General features: G+C 39.9%; 14 protein-coding genes. All 14 read left to right on the top strand.

What is annotated here, in order from left to right:
- The first annotated feature begins 114 nt into the window (after positions 1-114).
- Positions 115-4,560: a phage tail tape measure protein gene (locus ACGE0T_RS10815; protein WP_459186668.1), complete on the top strand. Its 4,446-nt coding sequence runs from the start codon at positions 115-117 to the stop codon at positions 4,558-4,560.
- A gap of 4 nt (positions 4,561-4,564) precedes the next feature.
- Entirely contained in the window at positions 4,565-4,987 is a 423-nt protein-coding gene (locus ACGE0T_RS10810) for a hypothetical protein (RefSeq protein ID WP_459186667.1), read from the top strand.
- A complete protein-coding gene (locus ACGE0T_RS10805; protein ID WP_459186666.1) occupies positions 4,984-5,904 on the top strand; it encodes a hypothetical protein in 921 nt (306 codons plus the stop codon). The genes ACGE0T_RS10810 and ACGE0T_RS10805 overlap by 4 nt, the downstream gene beginning before the upstream one ends.
- A 4-nt stretch (positions 5,905-5,908) precedes the next feature.
- On the top strand, positions 5,909-7,885 hold the full coding sequence (locus ACGE0T_RS10800; RefSeq protein ID WP_459186665.1) for a phage baseplate protein: 1,977 nt from the start codon (positions 5,909-5,911) through the stop codon (positions 7,883-7,885).
- 15 nt (positions 7,886-7,900) lie between these two features.
- Positions 7,901-8,491 carry a hypothetical protein gene (locus ACGE0T_RS10795; protein ID WP_459186664.1) on the top strand — a complete coding sequence of 197 codons (591 nt, stop codon included), beginning with the start codon at positions 7,901-7,903 and terminating at the stop codon, positions 8,489-8,491.
- Between the two features lie 12 nt (positions 8,492-8,503).
- Complete coding sequence (locus tag ACGE0T_RS10790; protein ID WP_459186663.1) at positions 8,504-8,764, top strand: hypothetical protein; 261 nt, start codon at positions 8,504-8,506, stop codon at positions 8,762-8,764.
- 18 nt (positions 8,765-8,782) lie between these two features.
- Positions 8,783-11,458 (top strand): hypothetical protein, encoded by a 2,676-nt coding sequence (locus ACGE0T_RS10785; RefSeq protein WP_459186662.1) that lies wholly within the window; start codon positions 8,783-8,785, stop codon positions 11,456-11,458.
- A 368-nt stretch (positions 11,459-11,826) separates the two neighbouring features.
- Positions 11,827-12,432, top strand: coding sequence for a hypothetical protein (locus ACGE0T_RS10780; protein WP_459186661.1), 606 nt, complete (start codon positions 11,827-11,829; stop codon positions 12,430-12,432).
- 12 nt (positions 12,433-12,444) lie between these two features.
- Complete coding sequence (locus ACGE0T_RS10775; RefSeq protein WP_459186660.1) at positions 12,445-12,846, top strand: D-Ala-D-Ala carboxypeptidase family metallohydrolase; 402 nt, start codon at positions 12,445-12,447, stop codon at positions 12,844-12,846.
- Entirely contained in the window at positions 12,846-13,313 is a 468-nt protein-coding gene (locus tag ACGE0T_RS10770) for a hypothetical protein (protein WP_459186659.1), read from the top strand. The genes ACGE0T_RS10775 and ACGE0T_RS10770 overlap by 1 nt, the downstream gene beginning before the upstream one ends.
- Positions 13,314-14,037: 724 nt before the next feature.
- On the top strand, positions 14,038-15,915 hold the full coding sequence (locus tag ACGE0T_RS10765; RefSeq protein WP_459186658.1) for an InlB B-repeat-containing protein: 1,878 nt from the start codon (positions 14,038-14,040) through the stop codon (positions 15,913-15,915).
- Positions 15,916-16,027: 112 nt separating this feature from the next.
- Positions 16,028-16,318: an HU family DNA-binding protein gene (locus ACGE0T_RS10760; RefSeq protein WP_459186657.1), complete on the top strand. Its 291-nt coding sequence runs from the start codon at positions 16,028-16,030 to the stop codon at positions 16,316-16,318.
- 467 nt (positions 16,319-16,785) lie between these two features.
- Complete coding sequence (locus ACGE0T_RS10755; protein ID WP_459186656.1) at positions 16,786-16,977, top strand: type II toxin-antitoxin system HicA family toxin; 192 nt, start codon at positions 16,786-16,788, stop codon at positions 16,975-16,977.
- A 30-nt stretch (positions 16,978-17,007) separates the two neighbouring features.
- Complete coding sequence (locus ACGE0T_RS10750; RefSeq protein ID WP_459186655.1) at positions 17,008-17,409, top strand: type II toxin-antitoxin system HicB family antitoxin; 402 nt, start codon at positions 17,008-17,010, stop codon at positions 17,407-17,409.
- The last annotated feature ends 137 nt before the right edge of the window (positions 17,410-17,546 follow it).

Raw genomic sequence — 17,546 nt, 5'->3', positions numbered from 1 at the left:
AGGTAGTTTTACATCAATCTTGCCACAATCTCATGGTTGTGGCAAATTACAGGAAGAAAAATAAGACTATCACCAATGGCGAAGGTAATTTTGATGAATTAAATAAAAAGGTATATGGCAAAACTTGAATTTAAAGTAACTGCGAATCGACAGCCTGTTGATGATTTATATAAATCTATTGATAGATTAGAGAAACAGGTTAAAGGTTTGGGGAAAACTGATTTAGGGCTTGAGAATTGGAACAAACAGTATGAAAGGTTCAAACGTGAGTTAAAAGAAAAAGCGGATGAAATAGAGATGTTAAAAGCTAAAATTGCCTCTTTTAATAATGTGGGTGATAGGAAGGGGCTGGATAATCTAGTTTGGCAATTAAATACGGCAAAGAATGAGTATTATGCTTTAGCGCAAGAAGCCGCCAATACCGCCAACACGATTGATCAAAATTTCAAGAAGAGGATTTTTGATGCTTCACAGGCAGTCAATAAATTTACGGAGGATATAATCAATCAAAAGGGTACGATAAAAGAGATTGAGGTTGATGTTAGGCGATTGGGAGATGCTTATAAGGATGCGGCGAAAAATGCGCCAATGTCAGCGACAAGTAAGCTTTCTGAATATAATGCAGCAAAACGATCGTTAGAGGAAGAACGTGCGGCTTTGTTTGAATTGACTCAAGAGCAAGCCAGAGCGCGTTTATCAGTTCAGGATTTGAAGAATGAATATGCTTTATATGGTAATAACTCTGGAAAGGTTACATCTGCAAACGAAGATATAACAGGGTCATTAAAGCACATGATTTTAACTGTTGCTGGTGCGGGTGCTATCAAGGATTTTATTTCGAATGTCTTGAGTGTTGCAGGTGATTTTCAGAAGATGGAAGCCGTTTTAACAAACACTCTTGGAAGTTCGTCTAAGGCAAAAGAAGCTATGGATATGTTGGCTGATTTTGGGGCAACTACCCCTTTTCAGGTTGACGAGTTGACAAACTCATACGTAAAATTAGCTAACCAAGGATTTACACCGACAGCGGAAGAAATGCGCAAATTGGGGGATTTGGCGAGTTCTACGGGTAAATCTTTTGATCAGTTGTCAGAGGCTATTCTCGATGCTCAAACTGGAGAATTTGAGAGACTAAAAGAATTTGGTATTAAAACATCTAAAAATGGAGATGAAGTAACATTTTCCTTTAAAGAACAGCAAACCACAGTAAAAAACACGGCTTCAGCTATTCGTGAGTATATTCTCTCTTTAGGAAATTTAGAAGGTGTAGTCGGTGCTAATGAGAAAATAGCGGCAACGTTTGCCGGGAGATTATCCAATATTCAAGATGAATTGGTAAATCAATTTAGACTTTTTGGTGAGACATTTAATTCTGAACTGTCATTAGGAATAAATGCTACCGCTGCTATAACTAAAAATTTGGATAGTCTTATTCCTGTAATTGGCGGAGTGGTAACCGCTTATGGGAGCTATAGAGCTGCGGTTCTAGTCGTAAATGCGGTTCAGGAGGCTTCTAAAATTCAGAAAAAGGCTAAAGATTTTTTGCAATATGCGCGAAATGCTAATATCGCTATCGCCGCCCAAAAAGCCTTTAATCTTTCTTCAAAGGCGATGGTTTGGCCAGCCCTAATTTCCCTTGTTGTAGGCTTGGGAGCCGCAGTCTATATGTATGCGAAAAAGACAAATGAGGCTACAGGTGCTCAAAAACGCTACAATGATGCAGTTGAGGAGTCCGAAAAAAGCGTATTGTCTGAACAAAGGGAATTAGCAAGGCTAAAAGGGGAATTAGCTGCTACAGTGAAAGGCTCTGATGAGTATAATAAAGTCCGGGATGAGATTGTGTCAAAATATGGAAAGTACAATGCTGGATTAAAAGAGGAGATCGACAATGTTGGGCTTTTGGATACGACTTATCAGAGTTTGACTGAATCCATTCAACAATCATTTGGAGCTCGTCAATATGAGAAGTTTAAGCAAGAACAAGGGGCTGCGCTTGACGAGGTGATGGCTAAGAATTTAGGGAAAATACAGGATAGATTATATAAAGATCTTGGAGATGAAGAGGGTGCAAGGGTTTATACCAAGATTAGAAATGCCCTTCTGGAAAGGAAAGAATTGGACGATGAAATTAAATCTACACTTAATGAAGTTCAAAATAAAGGAACGATCCTTGCTGATTCTCGTGTGGATTCATATATAAGAAATATAAGGGATGCCCAAGCTGTTACAGATGAATTTGATGAAAAAGCGCGTAATAAGTTTGGTATAGGAAAAGGGGAAAATTCGAATAATAATTCTGGTAATAATACAAAAACTACTATCTCCCCCAACATAACCCAGGAAATCGCCGATACCACCAAGAAAATAGCTGACCTTAACCAACAGATCAAAGATCTTCGTAACGGCAAAGGTAAGGTAGATGAGGGAAAGACAGTTGAGGAGACGATCAATGCCAAGATCTCAGAGTTAAGTAATGCCGAAAAAGCGTTGGAAACGTTGACAGGCAGGGACAAGGATGCCGCCAAAAAAGCCGAGGACGAACGTAAGAAGCAAATCGAAAAACAGAAAGCCATCAATGAGCAATTGTTAGACCTTCGTCGCCAGAATCAGCAAGCCGAGATCGACCTTATGGCAGAAGGCTCAGAGAAGAAGATCGCCCAGATAGAATTTGATTATGACAATGAAATTGCCGCCATTTTTACAAAAGAAAAAGAATGGAAAGACGCACAAGACGGCGAGTTGACAGGAGTTCAGATTAAAGAGATACGCGGGGCTTTGACTAATGCTTGGGTTAAGAAGGAGAAGGGAGTGGCTGCCGTTGATAATGAACAACGCGATGCTGAAAATAAGGCTATGGATGAGTACCTTATTAAATATGGTGAATATCAAGATAAACGTCTTGCTATAACCCGAAAATATAAAGATTTGATTGCAAAAGCTACTACTGAGGGCGAGAAAAAATCTTTAGACAAAGATATGATCAGAGCCTTGTCTGACCTTGATATAGAAGCCAACAAGACCACATCTGCTATCAGCCATTTGTTTGATGACATGAGTCACAAGACGGTAGCTGATATGCGAACTATTGCCGATGAGGGAGAGAAAGCTCTTGAATTCCTACAAAACGGACAATGGGATGCGACTGCAGGTGTAAGGCTTGGGATATCTGAAGAAACGTTCAAAACTTTGAAGGATTCTCCGGAGGAATTAGATGCTATTGCTAACGCTATTGTTGGCATTCGAAATGAGGCAGATCAGTGTGATACTTCTTTTAATAAGGTCTCTAATGGGCTCAAAAAAGTGTTTTCGGCTGATAATGATTCCATAAAGCTGAAAGAAGGATTAGCCGAGATAGAGGCTGGTATGAATGAAATCATGCAGTCTGGTCAATTCCTTTCAGATGCGTTCTCCAAGTTGGGGGATTCATTCGATAGCCCTGCCTTAAAAGGCGTTGCTGAAGGTCTTAATGTGGCGATGGATGCAATGAGTTCTGCAATGGATGGAGCAAAAGCTGGTGCAATGTTTGGGCCTATAGGAGCGGCAGCTGGTGCTGCTGTAGGTGCAGTAACTTCACTGGTATCCTCTTTTGCCAAGATTCATGATGCTAGAAATGAAAAACGGATTCAACGTTTACAAGATCAGATTGAAGTTTTAGATAAATCATACGAGAAGTTAGGGCGCTCAGTTGAAAATGCTTATTCTACAGACGCCTCTAATCTCATTGACCAGCAAAATAAAATGCTGGAACAACAAAAACTTCTAATTCAACAACAAATTGCTGAAGAAGAGGATAAGAAGCATACCGATGATGACCGTATCAAAGAATGGCAGGACCAACTTGACGAAATTAACGAAACGATTGAGGATAATAAAGCAAAAGCTCAAGACGCCATCTTCGGTGCTGATGTCAAGTCGGCTATCGACGATTTTGCAAATGCTTATGTTGATGCTTGGGGAGCGGGTGAAGATCGCGCTAAATCGATGAAGGACACTGTCAAGAAAATAATTAAGGGTGTTATCGTTGAAATGATGAAAGCAGACTTGGCACCGACAGTACAAGCCTTGCGGGATAAAATAGAATCTGCTCTGTTGGATGGTATTATTTCCGACTACGAGCAAAGCGAACTGGACCGGTTGATTGAACAGGCAACATCTAATATGGATTCAAAATATTCCTGGGCAGATAAATATTTGAATGGAGATGAGCCAGACTCTGCATCCCGCGAAGCGACTACAAAAGGTATTGCATCTATTTCTCAGGATTCTGCAAATGCAATTGATGGTAAAATGTCCAGTCAGCTTATATTTTTAGATAAAACGCTATTAGAAGTTACAGGAATTCGTGAACAGATGTCATTCATCCGTGAGTTACAAGTAAGAGGTTGGGAAGATGTACGGGTTATTCGGGAATTATCCGGTAAAGTATCGGATAACACAAATAGGATTGCAGAACTTTCGAGTAGGATTGCAGACGCTTCAGAAAAGATAGAGGCTAATATGTCCAATGCAGCGAGAGGGATACAAGATATGAAAGATAGTGGAGTAATGTTAAGAAGATAGATATATGGAAACAGTAAACGATATAATGAAATCAGCACTTCAATTAGGTGCTTGCAATAAATCAAATGGTGTGACGGATTGGAAAAGCCTTGTATGGTTGTTCTTTTCTCCGCAGGGGCGTGAATTTTGCCAAGAACGTAATTTCCCGTCACTTCTTATGTTCCGTGGTATGGCTGAACATGTGAAGCCCCATGGTGTATATGTTGATGCCGGAAAGATAGAAAAGTCTAATCCCGGAAATATAGGAATTATAGGCAATACTCATGCTGTAATCACAGTAAACGACAATACAAAGGTTCACAAGGTGATTCTTATGCACGGTGCAAAAGCTAAGATAAAAGCGAGTAATTATGCCGTTATCCTGCTTGTAAACATCGGTAACTGTGAAGTAGAAATCGAAAAAGACAATACGGTAGCGATTTTATGAAAGGAAGACTTTACATAGATGATATTGATGCTTACGTCCAGTATGGGATATGGATTACTGAGGGCGGGTATAATGACCTGCTGTCTTTCCCAGACCTATCCGATCCGGAGAAAAACGACTGGCCGGAAGAGGACGGTGTAGAGGTGGACCTTGAAGACCCTGTTCTGAAATACAAAGAGGTATCGATAACGTTTGTTTCTTCTGTTCCCTTCCGGTCCGCTTATGATTTCATTTATAAGTTGTCGGAACCGGGATATCACACGTTCCGCATTCCTTCACTGAATCGGGAATGGCGGTTCCGCCTACTTTCACATCCAACGAATGAGGATTGGGATACATTGACATCACTTACGTTGAAGTTTTCTGAAGACCTGCCTGTTCGCCCGGCAAGCATCGAGCCGGCAGGATGTGGCGTCCTCATACCAAAGTCAATGTATGAAATAGACGGTGTTTCACTTGATAAATATGGCGTGGTAGTAGAAGAAGGCTTGGATGAGATACTTAAGTCACCGACCGTAAAGCAAAATCTTGCAAAAACGTTTACCGGTAGTGACGGCCGTTTGTACGACGCTGAACATTTAGTCTTTCAAAGCAAGGATGTAACCCTCAAATGCGTAATGATAGCTAATTCTATAGAACGTTTCTGGAAGTGTTACGACGCATTCTTTCATTCGCTTATTCAACATGGTGAACGAGTGTTGTTTTGCGATTGGAGTTATGAAGAATACCCCTGCTACTACAAGAAATGCTCTGGCTTTAATATCGCAAGCCTGACCGGTCGGTTTATCGTTGAATTTAATTTAACCCTTGCATTTACGGTTTACCGGGTGAATGAACAGGATTTCCTTCTTGCAACAGAGGACGATGAATTAATAGTGACAGAGGACGGAGAATATTATATAGACTTAAAGGAATAAAGATATGCCGATTAAAAGAAGAAAAATATCAGAACTGGAAGAAGCTAAGGATTTGACCGGCTTTTTTACGATAGGTTACCGGATATTAAACGGAGCAAAAAAAAGCGTTAAGTATGGGCTTGGCTATATCTATGCTACTTACCTTGATATGTTGCAAGCAATAAAAGACTTGCGGGGTTTAGAAGCGACAGTTGAAGAAAATGAAGAAGAGCGTGAAACTGCCGAAGGCCAACGCAAAGCGTCTGAACAATCTCGGCAAACAGCAGAGACAGCAAGAGGTACCGCCGAAACTGCAAGAAAAAATGCCGAGACAGGACGTGTGAATGCTGAGTCTGCTCGCGTTACTGAGGAAGGAAAACGCGTGACTGCTGAAAGTTCCCGTGTGACTGCTGAGAATAATCGAGTGTCAGCAGAAAACACCCGCGTTAGTCAGGAGAATGCCCGCAAAACGGCAGAAACAGGACGTGTTGAAGCCGAAAAGAGTCGCGTAACGGAAGAGGGTAAACGGGTTGCTTCTGAGACAGGACGTGTGAATGCTGAGTCTGCTCGCGTTACTGCGGAAGGAAAACGCGTGACTGCTGAAAGTTCCCGTGTGACTGCCGAGAATAATCGAGTGTCAGCAGAAAACACCCGCGTTAGTCAGGAGAATGCTCGCAAAACGGCAGAAACGGGGCGTGTTGAAGCCGAGAAAAAACGTGTAACAGCAGAAACAGAAAGGGTAAATGCAGAGTCTATACGAGTAACAGAAGAAGGTAAACGAGTTACGGCAGAATCTTCCCGTGTAAATGCAGAAAAGGGTAGGGTTATGGCAGAAACGGGGCGTGTGAATGCAGAAAAGACTCGCGTAACAGCCGAGACGGAAAGGGTGGGTGCAGAAACTACCCGTGTTACAGAGTTTGCAACTATAAAGCAAAATGCCGAAGCTGCAACAAAGAATGCAAATGACGCAGCGGATAAAGCCAATAAAGCTGCAGATGGTATTTCTGCTGCTTTAGATAAAAAAGTAGATAAAGTTTCAGGTAAAGGACTTTCTACGAATGACTATACGACAGCAGAAAAAACGAAGCTGTCTGGAATAGCTGCAAATGCGAATAATTATACACATCCTTCTGCAACAGCATACGCCTCTGGGCTGTATAAAATTACAACAAACAATCAAGGGCATGTTGCATCTGCAATCAAAGTGGTAAAAGCTGATATCACAGGTTTAGGCATTCCTGCTCAGGATACGGTTTATACGCATCCTGTAACTCCTGGGAATAAACACATCCCAGCTGGAGGAAAATCCGGTCAAATTCTTAAATGGTCAGCAGATGGTACTGCTGTTTGGGCTAATGAGAGTAGCGCTCTTTGTCCTTATAGCGTTGGTGATATATTTATTACTAAAAGTTCTGCAAATCCAGCTACGGCTTGGCCTGGAACAACATGGAAAAAATTAGAAGGTAGATTTTTATTTGGAACATCTGGAAGCGAGGCTTCTGGTGGTACTGGAGGAGCAACGGAAGTGGCTTTGTCTACTGCGAATTTGCCAGCTCATAATCACAGTGTATCAACATCTATATCTTCTGGAGGTAATCACTCTCATAGTACTAATGCACACTCTCACTCAACTGTATCACATAGTCATACAGTATATCCCCATTATCATCATATATTTTCATCTAATGCTACTTCTGCAGGAACTTCTCATAATTTAGGTTCTGCTAGTTATGTTGCTGCACAAGCTCTTACGAGTGACTGGAGTGAGAATTATGCAATGAGACAAGGAACAAATATGGCTTCGGTGGGAATGAGTAGTGCTAATGATGGTTCTAATACTGGTAGTGCAGCTCCTTATACAAATACATCAGCCGTGACAGTTAATAGTGGAGGAGATCACTCTCATTCTGCTTCCAGTTCATGCTCCAATACTGGTTCAGGAAATGCATTTAGCATATTGCCTTCTTATATTAAAGTTCATATGTGGGAAAGACAATCATAATTAATTAAAATATATATGGAAAAGTACATTTATTTGGATAGAGAACACGCAAAAAAAGGAGTTTCCCTTGTTTTTGCAGCTTGTGAACAACGAATTGAAGATTATCAAAAGATGTTTGATAATAAAGCTATCGAGTTTATAGGGGAAGACTTACCTCATTATATTACTTATGTAAAAACGGATGATGTAGAATACGTTCGGGAGGCTACACGTGAGGAACAATATCAAAACGGGTTGATAGAACTCGCACCGGGAGAAGCTTTCATAGATGGTAAAATAATTCTTTTTGACCCGTTAACCCAAGTAATAAAGGGAAACAAGGTTGTAGAAAAAACAAGGGAACAACTGATTCATGAAAATATTATTTCTTACGATTCCGAAAAGACGAAAGCAAGAAATATTCGTAAAATATATTTAAAGGCACTTGATTTATATGATAAAGCAGTATTGCGAGGGGACATAAATGAATCTGCCGAGCAAAAAGAACAGAGAGACACATTCCGTCAAAGCTGGCTGGATCTACCATCTCAATATATAGACATTACAATACCTATAGAAAATTTATATCCAGCTGTGCCTGATTTTATTAGTTATTTTAATTCTTAATTAAACTTTGAAATGGAAAAATTAATCAATCAAGGTTGGGAATGTCCAAAGTGCAGTAGAATATATTCTCCTACAACTCCAATGTGCTTGCATTGTGTTCCGGGTAGGATTGAAACTATAACCACAACAGGGACAGGTGGCACAAATATATCTGAGCTCCTAACAACAGGAGCTACTGCAAATAGTATCAAGGATATTTCTCAATCCGAACGTGCAAGATGCAAAAATGAAGTTTCAAGAGGTGGCTCATTGGAAGGAACAAGATTTGCATAACAGATAAATTGAACTCAAATGATAATCTACGATAAAACAGGTAAACAAATACTCGACATACAGGTAGACGATAGCAGCTACCGGTATCGTGCAATTAAACAGGGGGATAAGGTTTATCTTTATTTCTCCCTGACTGAACATGTAGAAATACCTTTAGGTGCCTATATTGACTATCAGGGACAGCGTTATATCCTTGCTAAGCCGGAGAACTTAACAAAGCACTACAGCCGGAATATAGAATACTCTGTCGAATTTTGGGGATGGTGGGAGTTACTGTACAGAACAAAATACAAGCTACTTTCTGAGAAGCCTCACAAGTTAAAATTCTCATTGACTGCAACCCCTAAAACCTTCATGCAGTTACTGATTGACAACTTGAATTTGCACGATTCGGGCTGGAAACTTGGGACCTGTATCGAAGCTACAGAAAAACTGTTGTCTTTCTCTCATGAGGATTGTATGTCTGTCCTTAATCGTTTTTGTGATGAGTTCAATACAGAGTTTGAATTTGAAGGAAAGACTGTCCATTTCTGCAAAGTTGAGAAGTTTAAAGACAGTCCGATACCGCTCAGTTACGGCCGTGGGAAGGGCTTTAAATCCGGTGTCGGCAGGACCAATCAGGGTGATAAGTCTCCAGTGACTTTATTATATGTCCAAGGCGGTGAACGTAACATTGATAGGACTAAATACAATAGCCCAACCTTACTTTTACCTAAAGGACAGGAGTTGGAATATCAAGGTAGACGTTACAAGACGGACCCGGATGGTATGTATATCACCCGTGCGGATAAGGACCTTGTGACTTTTAACGAGGACAGTTACGACGCATCAAATATTTATCCAAGCAGAGTTGGTGAAGTGACTGGAGTTGAAACAGAAGCGAGCACGGATTCAGAAGGTAAACCCGTCACCTTCTATAATATCATCGATACGACGATACCGGATGCCCTTAATTTCCGCGATTGCCGCCTTGATGGTAATACAGCAACAATTATCTTCCAAAGCGGCAAGCTGGCAGGACGTGAGTTCGACATCATGCAGTCAAAAGATGATTTGACCGGCTATGACCATGCAACGCGGACATTCAAACTTGTCTCCATGCAGGAAGACGGCATGAACTTGCCGAATGAACACCTTTGCCCGTCTGTAGGCGATAAATATGCAGTATTCAATATATCTCTGCCGGAAGCATATGTTTGTGATAATGTGACCAAGTCTGGTGCAAGCTGGGATATGTTCCGCGAAGCTGCTCAATACATGTATGAAAATGAGGATAACCCTTTTACGTTTAAAGGTGATTTGGATGGTATTCATGCAAAAAAGAACTGGCTTGAAATTGGTGGTAAGCTGGTTCCTGGAGGCTATGTTTTATTCAGCGATGAGCAATTTCAACCTGAAGGTATCAATATCCGTATAACAGGTGTAAAAGACTATATCAATAAGCCGTATAGCCCTGAATTGGAGTTGTCTAACACTCCGGTGTCCGGTTTAGTCTCTTCCGACTTAGGCAAAATTGACGCCAACGAAGTTACAGATGCAGACAAGCATAAGCAGTCTATCCAATACACAAAACGTAGGTTCCGTGATGCTCAGGAAACGATGACCATGTTGGCTGATGCTTTGCTTACAAACTTCTCAGAGTCAATCAATCCTATTGCCGTTGCTACAATGCAGATGCTTGTCGGTGATGAGAGTTTACAGTTCCGGTTCGTAAACTCAAAGACGAACCTTACAGTAGTGAATCTGAATGTTACATACAATAAAGATTCAAAGATACTGTCTGTTCCGGCAGGAATATTGCAACACATGACATTAGGTATTAAAGATATTTCACCTGTGCATAAATATAAGTTTTGGAGTATGGGTTCCTATGCTTCACCGCCTCTCGTTGATGTGGAAAAGAAGTATTACCTGTATGCAAAATGTAGCAAGGATAACGAAACCGGAACATTCCAGGTAAGTGATAAAGCCATAGCACTCGAAGGAGAAGCCGGCTATTACCATTTCCTTGTTGGTGCATTGAATAGTGAATACGACGGTGAAAGAAGTTATGTATCCCTTTATGGGTCCACGGAGATATTGCCAGGACGTATTACAACAGATAAGATAGTTTCGACAGACGGAAAAACTTATTTTGATTTGGTAAACGGCATCATATCAGGACGTATCAAATTTATATCTTCTGATGATACAGTAAAGGATATTGGAGATTTGGCTGGAAATGATAAAGTTTCCTTGGCTGATTTGGATGGTACAATAATAAATGGAGATAAGATAAAAACACATTTAATAGACGTGGACAGTCTCTATGTTAAGCATATAAAAGGTGGTACTGGTGACTTTTCAGGAGAAATATGCGCAACTGTTCAGTATTTAAAAACAATACCCGATAATGGAACAATAAATGATGGGGCACTGATATTAGGAGCTGGAGATTATATCCTTCCAGAAATAGAAGATGGATTTTCACGCGTTGTTCGTTGGGCTGCTCCGCTGGTCACTAAAATGCCTATGCCTACTAAATTTGTCGCAGAGAATAGTAATGTGTTGATATTGCCTAATGGAGATTACTTTTCGTCAACAACTTCCTTCTCTTTTGACATCGGAGGAACCTCAGGTGACCTTATTGGATATAAGGATTACAATGGCAAAACTTATTGGCTTGCGTTAAAACACGAATTAGGAGAATTTTAATATTGAGACAATCATGAAAGTGATATACAACAACATCATTCCCTTTCCTGGATTCAAAGCGATAAACATCTTCGGGGTAGTATTTGCTCGGAAAGGTTCTTCCTTATCAGAGGAGCAAAGGGTACATGAGGCTATTCATACAATCCAGATACGCAAATTATTGTACATAGGGTTTTACATATTCTACTTTTTAGAATGGGTAATTAAGCTTTTCATGTATAAAGATGCCTATTCAAATATCAGTTTTGAGAGGGAGGCTTATTCCAATCAGGAGGATGTTGAGTATTTAACAAAGCGCAAGCGATACGCATGGTTTAAACTGATATAGACAATTGTAGTAAACTTATATATTAAATGAAATGGCAGATATGAATACAATACATGCGGCTCTTGAAACAGGCAAGGGCATAAGTGAGTTTGGAATGATGGCAATAACGGCAGGCTTTTTTCTTGTGTTATCAGCCCTGATGATGATTGCCTGCTTCCGGTGGTTTATGAAGATGATAAACGATATGCTTGTAGCGCAAAAGGACACGATGAAACAGTTACTTGATGAAACGAGAACACAGAATGACCGGTTAAATGACATTTCGGAAGGTCTTATCCCTGAAACTCAGATGCGAGTTAAAACTATTTCCAACATGGCATTTGACTTATCTGTTGAAAAGGTATGCCGGATAATCAAGAAGGTTCGAACCGAAAACCATATCGCTGACAAACAGAGCACAGGGGTTAAGATAAGGACATTGCTCACAAATCTACATGAAGACCGCAACAGTAAGTTCGATTGCTTCACGTATAGGGGACGGAAACTGTCCGCATATACCAATACAGCTTGGATAGAACAGGTAGCATCTGTCATTGAGTTTGAAATCTATAATGAGGCAGGGGAGAATAATGGCAGGGCATATACAAATGTTGAATCTGCCTATGCAAACATACGATTAGAGTTTTATCATAACTTAAACAAGTAGGGAGGAAGTGAAATGAAAATCAGTGAAAATTTTGAATTGAAAGAGTTTACAGAGAGCAGTACTGCAAAGCTAAAAGGTATAGCAAATAATCCGGGTATCAATGAAGTTAAAGCGATAGAGAACCTTGTAACGAAGTTACTACAACCGCTCCGGGAATTATATAACAAGCCGATGCGCATCAACTCAGGCTATCGGTGCTCGGAATTGAATAAAGCCGTTGGTGGAGTACCCACAAGCCAATATACAAAAGGCGAGGCTGCCGATGTCGCATGTGAGCATCCGGCTGAGTTGGTTGAATGTCTCAGGCGTTCCGGTCTAGACTTTGACCAGTGTATTCAGTATAGTTCATTTGTTCATTTGTCTTTGAAGCTATCAGGTTCTAATAGAAGGCAATACTTAAAAGGGAGGTACTAATGAAGCTGTTATTACCCCTAACACTTTGCCTTCTCTGTTCCTGTGGCACTTCTAAGCGTTCTACAGATATAGAGAGGCACGTATCTACTGACATAAACCTATCTGATTGTATTTGCCGGAAAGATAGTTCTATGAGCGCCCAGCGGCTATTGTCAAATAAGAACCTGCAGGCATATATTATAGTAACAGAGTTTTCTCGGCCGGATGGTTCCGGTAAACAATACCCTGTCAAAACAACAGAAATAGAGTTGAACAGTCAAGAATCTGAACAGTCAGATAAACAGTCTGTCTCTGGTTCTGAGGGGTTACAGGTTAAGAAACAGAATTTATCCAATCAGGCAGAAGAAAAGGTAAAAGAGAATGTGAAGAAGGATAACCGCTCGGTTCCGGTGTGGGTGTGGTGGTTTCTGATAATAGGAGGCGTTATATCAGCCTTACTGACTTGGTACGCACAGAGAAAGAAATAGTATTTTCATGGTATTAGTTTATAGGTTAGTAAGCCGCTCTGTCCTGGTGAAGGTCAAGCGGCTTTTTTACACAAACAATCTTTCCTGTCTTATGAAAAGCAATGCATATATGAGATTTTTAAATAAATAATCCATTCAAAGGAAGCAAATATATTTTATCTATTACTTTTGAAAATCAAAATATTTAATATTAAAAAGGAAGTATAATTCAAGATGATTTTTCCATAGTTCTATCAGAACTAATCTCCTACTTGTTAATTCATGCTGCAAAGATATATGATATTTTTTAAATACAAACAATTTAATAGTTTTATTTACCATCTATTTTGTGTTCAATATTTCGTATTAACCAGTATTATGATATGTATAAGAAGTTTATTTATACTGTAATATCAAATATTTAATTCTATTTACATATCTATTTATATTGATAATCAATGATAATAGTTTTGTTTAATAAAAGTTCTGATAGGACTAAGTCGTTTTAATAACTTGTATTAACTAAAGGGAATTTATAAATATTATAGTAACAAACTAAATGGAGTAAGGGATATTAAATAGCAAACTCTATACTACGTATGTGTTTTTTTATACTATATGTAAAAGCTGTGTTGTATCCTGATTGAAGAAGTGTTATTCATGTACCTATACAATGAATAATTAAAAATGCGATTGTATTATGTATACTTTATATTCTTAATTAACAAACTAAGTTATTAAAATCATGAGAAAATTAATTTCATTGATGTTGCTTATGATGGTAATCGTCGTAGGCTGTAAAAAGGATGACCTGGTCATCTCAGAGTACATTGTAACATTCAACACACAGGGAGGAAGTAATATTGATGCCTTGAAGGTTGTGGAAGGACAGAAAGTAACGAAACCTCAGGACCCGACAAAAGAGAATTACATATTCTCCGGTTGGTTCAAGGAAGCCGGATGTACAACGGCTTGGGATTTTGACAAAGAAACGGTAATGAGTAATGTAACGCTGTATGCGAAATGGGTTGAAGCTGCTCAGGCTTGTACTGTAACATTCGATTCACAGGGAGGAAGCGAGGTAGCTCCCTTGACCGTCAATAAGGGCGAAAAGCTGGTAAAACCGACTGACCCGACCAAGGAAGATTGTAGTTTCTTAGGTTGGTATAAAGATGCTGCTTATACAAGCGCATGGGAATTTTCAACAGACGTTGTAAATGAAGATATAACCTTATACGCCCGTTGGTCTAATCCCGGTGATGCTGTATATACCGTAACATTCGATACGGATGGAGGTGATTCAATGGAACCTGCCTCTGTTAAAGCCAATGAGAAATTGACAATGCCTGCCAATCCACAAAAATTAGGCTTTAAATTCAGGGGGTGGTATTCCGATCCGGAAAAAGTTACAGTTTACGATTTTAATGCACCTGTAACCAGTGATATAACCCTTTATGTGAAATGGATGAAGTCTGAAATTGCTTTGGAGAACTTCAATACATCAGCATTGGCAGGAACCGGCGTTATATGGTATCCTGAAACTAAAACATTGGACATTACGGAAGCAAAAAAGAGTGGTACTATTTCATTTGACGTATTAGGTGTAAATACCATAACCCCCAACAGTGTGGTAGCAGCATACGACAAACATGCTAAATCCATTGGTGGCAAAGATAAACTGAATGAAATCCTGGTAGCGGGTGCTGCTGTAGATAATAAAATGGGCGTGGAAGTCAAGATTCCTGTTCAGACTCTGAATGTACCCTTGGATATTTATGTGAGCATTAGCGATATCAGCAATCCTGAAGATGCAGAAGTAATAACTATCAAGAGCCGTCCGAACTATTATAATACAGAGTACAAACCTGTAATGATGAAGACGACTGATGGTAAAACAGTCTTTTGGGCTCCAATAAATGTGGGTGCGACTAAAATGCCGGAATCAGTAACAAATACAGCAGATACTGATGTCACAGAGTCTTGCGGTCAGTTATTCCAGTGGGGACGTAAATCAGGTGTGACGGCAACCAACAAACAGGAGACATTAGATAGTGAGAATTATACAGGAAATGTTTTCCCTACAGGTGAAGGTTATTTAAGCAGTATGGATTGGTGGGATGGTAAGTTTATTGTAACTAGTACTTCGGATCCTAATCTCCAAAGTAATTGGCTGCTATTTGAATCAGGGAAAGACAATCCAGAAGGAGCGGATATGAAAGCCGATGCTTGGTATAATAAGTTATGGAATATTGGCACTGAGGCAAATCCTGTTAAAACGGAGACCGATCCTTGTCCTGAAGGTTGGCGTGTTCCGACATTCTCTGAGTGGAAGGCTATCGGTGCTGGAAATACTGCTGTAACTAAAGAATGGGATGATACCAAGAAATTAATGTCTATCCTCGGTGCAGATGAGGAAGGTGAACAGAAGCTCATTTTGCCTACTGGGGGCGCCCGTTCCTACAATTCCACTTCCAGCGGTCAGGGTGGCACCGGCTTCTACTGGTCATCGTCGATTCCGGCAGGCAAAATCTACATCTATAACATAACCTTCAAAAGTGCCACGCTGGGCACGAACACGAGCAGCCGTGGCAACGGATTCGCGGTACGTTGTGTCCAAGAATAAAAAAGGTCGGCGAATTAACTAAGGTTGTTCTTCGATTGCCGACCAGTTGATTTAATATACTCCACCTTTCTTACTATTATAGGAAGGTGGAGATTTAATAGTAAAAATCTATATGAACAAAACAGAATTCATAAAACGGATGTCAAAGCGTATGTCTCTTCCTCCCCATACGATTTCCTGTTTCCTCAATGCGTTTAACGAGGAACTTGCTAATGTGTTCAAGGAAGACGACCGCTTGATTATGCAAGGTTTCGGCTCCTATTATCTATATAAACGGACAGAGCGGAAAGGACACAATCCTAAGACCGGGGAGAAATGTATGATACCATCAAAAATGAGTATCAAGTTCCGGCCGGGGAAGAATCTTCTTGGGAAACTGAATCAGGACAAAAGTTCTAAATAAAGAATATCTATTGTATTGGGAAGAATTTATATAAAATTCTGGTATTTCAATTTAGATATATAGTTTGTAGATAAAAGTTAACCGAAACTTTAGCGATATCACATTATCAAATAAAATGGAAGTGCCCCGGCTGTGAAGTCCGGGTATTTCCGTATTCTTACAATCAGTGTTAAATGGCAGCGACCTGTAGGGGTGGTTGCCATTTTATGTTTGTAGAGGAGGACTCTTTATACGTTTTACTTTTTAAGATTGTGTAGAAACAATAGTTCTATTGGTGTTGTGATCGATAAAGCGAAAGAAATAGTGTTTTCATGGTATTAGTTTTTTAGGTTAGTAAGCCGCTCGGTCTGTGAAGGTGGGGCGGCTTTTTGTTAATGATATTAAATCTAATATCATTTATCGCTTGTTTTTGTTTGATATTAAAATTAATACCATTATCTTTGTGTTGTTAATCAAGCGAAAGAAATATGAAGTATAAAGAATTAGAAAAGCTACTCGCCAATGGCGGATGCGTAAAGACGAAGAAACAAAGGGCTGGACATCCTTTATGGTACAGTCCCATTACCGGAAAATTCTTCACGACGAGCAATCATGGAACGCAAGAAGTAGCAACAGGAACATTAAAATCAATCAAGAGGGATTCGGGGATTAATTTTTAATCCCCTCCCTTAAAAAAGAGATATACAGTTATGAAAGTAAGAGTTTTTATAGAACGTAGCGCGGGTGGGTATAGTGCCTATATGCCGGATGAGAATAATTTACCTTTTGGACTGATTGGCGAAGGTAAGACAGCGCAGGAGGCTATGGATGATTTTCTATTAGCCAAGAATGAAATGAAAGAGTTCTTTCTTGAAGAAGGTAAAGAATTTCCTGATATAGACTTTGAGTTTAGCTATGATGTATCATCGTTTCTTGCCTATTATAGCGATAAGCTCTCTCTCGCCGGGCTTGAGCGTATTACGGGGGTAGCGCAAGGACAATTAAGTCATTACGTTACAGGACATCGGCGCCCAAGCAAGAAAACAATAGAAAAGATACAGAATGCTCTGCAGAATTTCGGAAATGAATTAAGTCATGTGAATTTCGTTTGATTAACAATAGTGCGTATTCATTTGACAGCCCCGTTCCTTTATAGGTTCGGGGTTTTTGCATTCCGTACTACCGATTAAGTCATCCACAAGAAATATAGTACCATCCAGATAATAAATTCCCCACCTCTGGAGCCCTA

The sequence above is a fragment of the Parabacteroides sp. APC149_11_2_Y6 genome (assembly GCF_054506995.1).
This window is presented reverse-complemented; position numbering and strand designations above follow the sequence as displayed.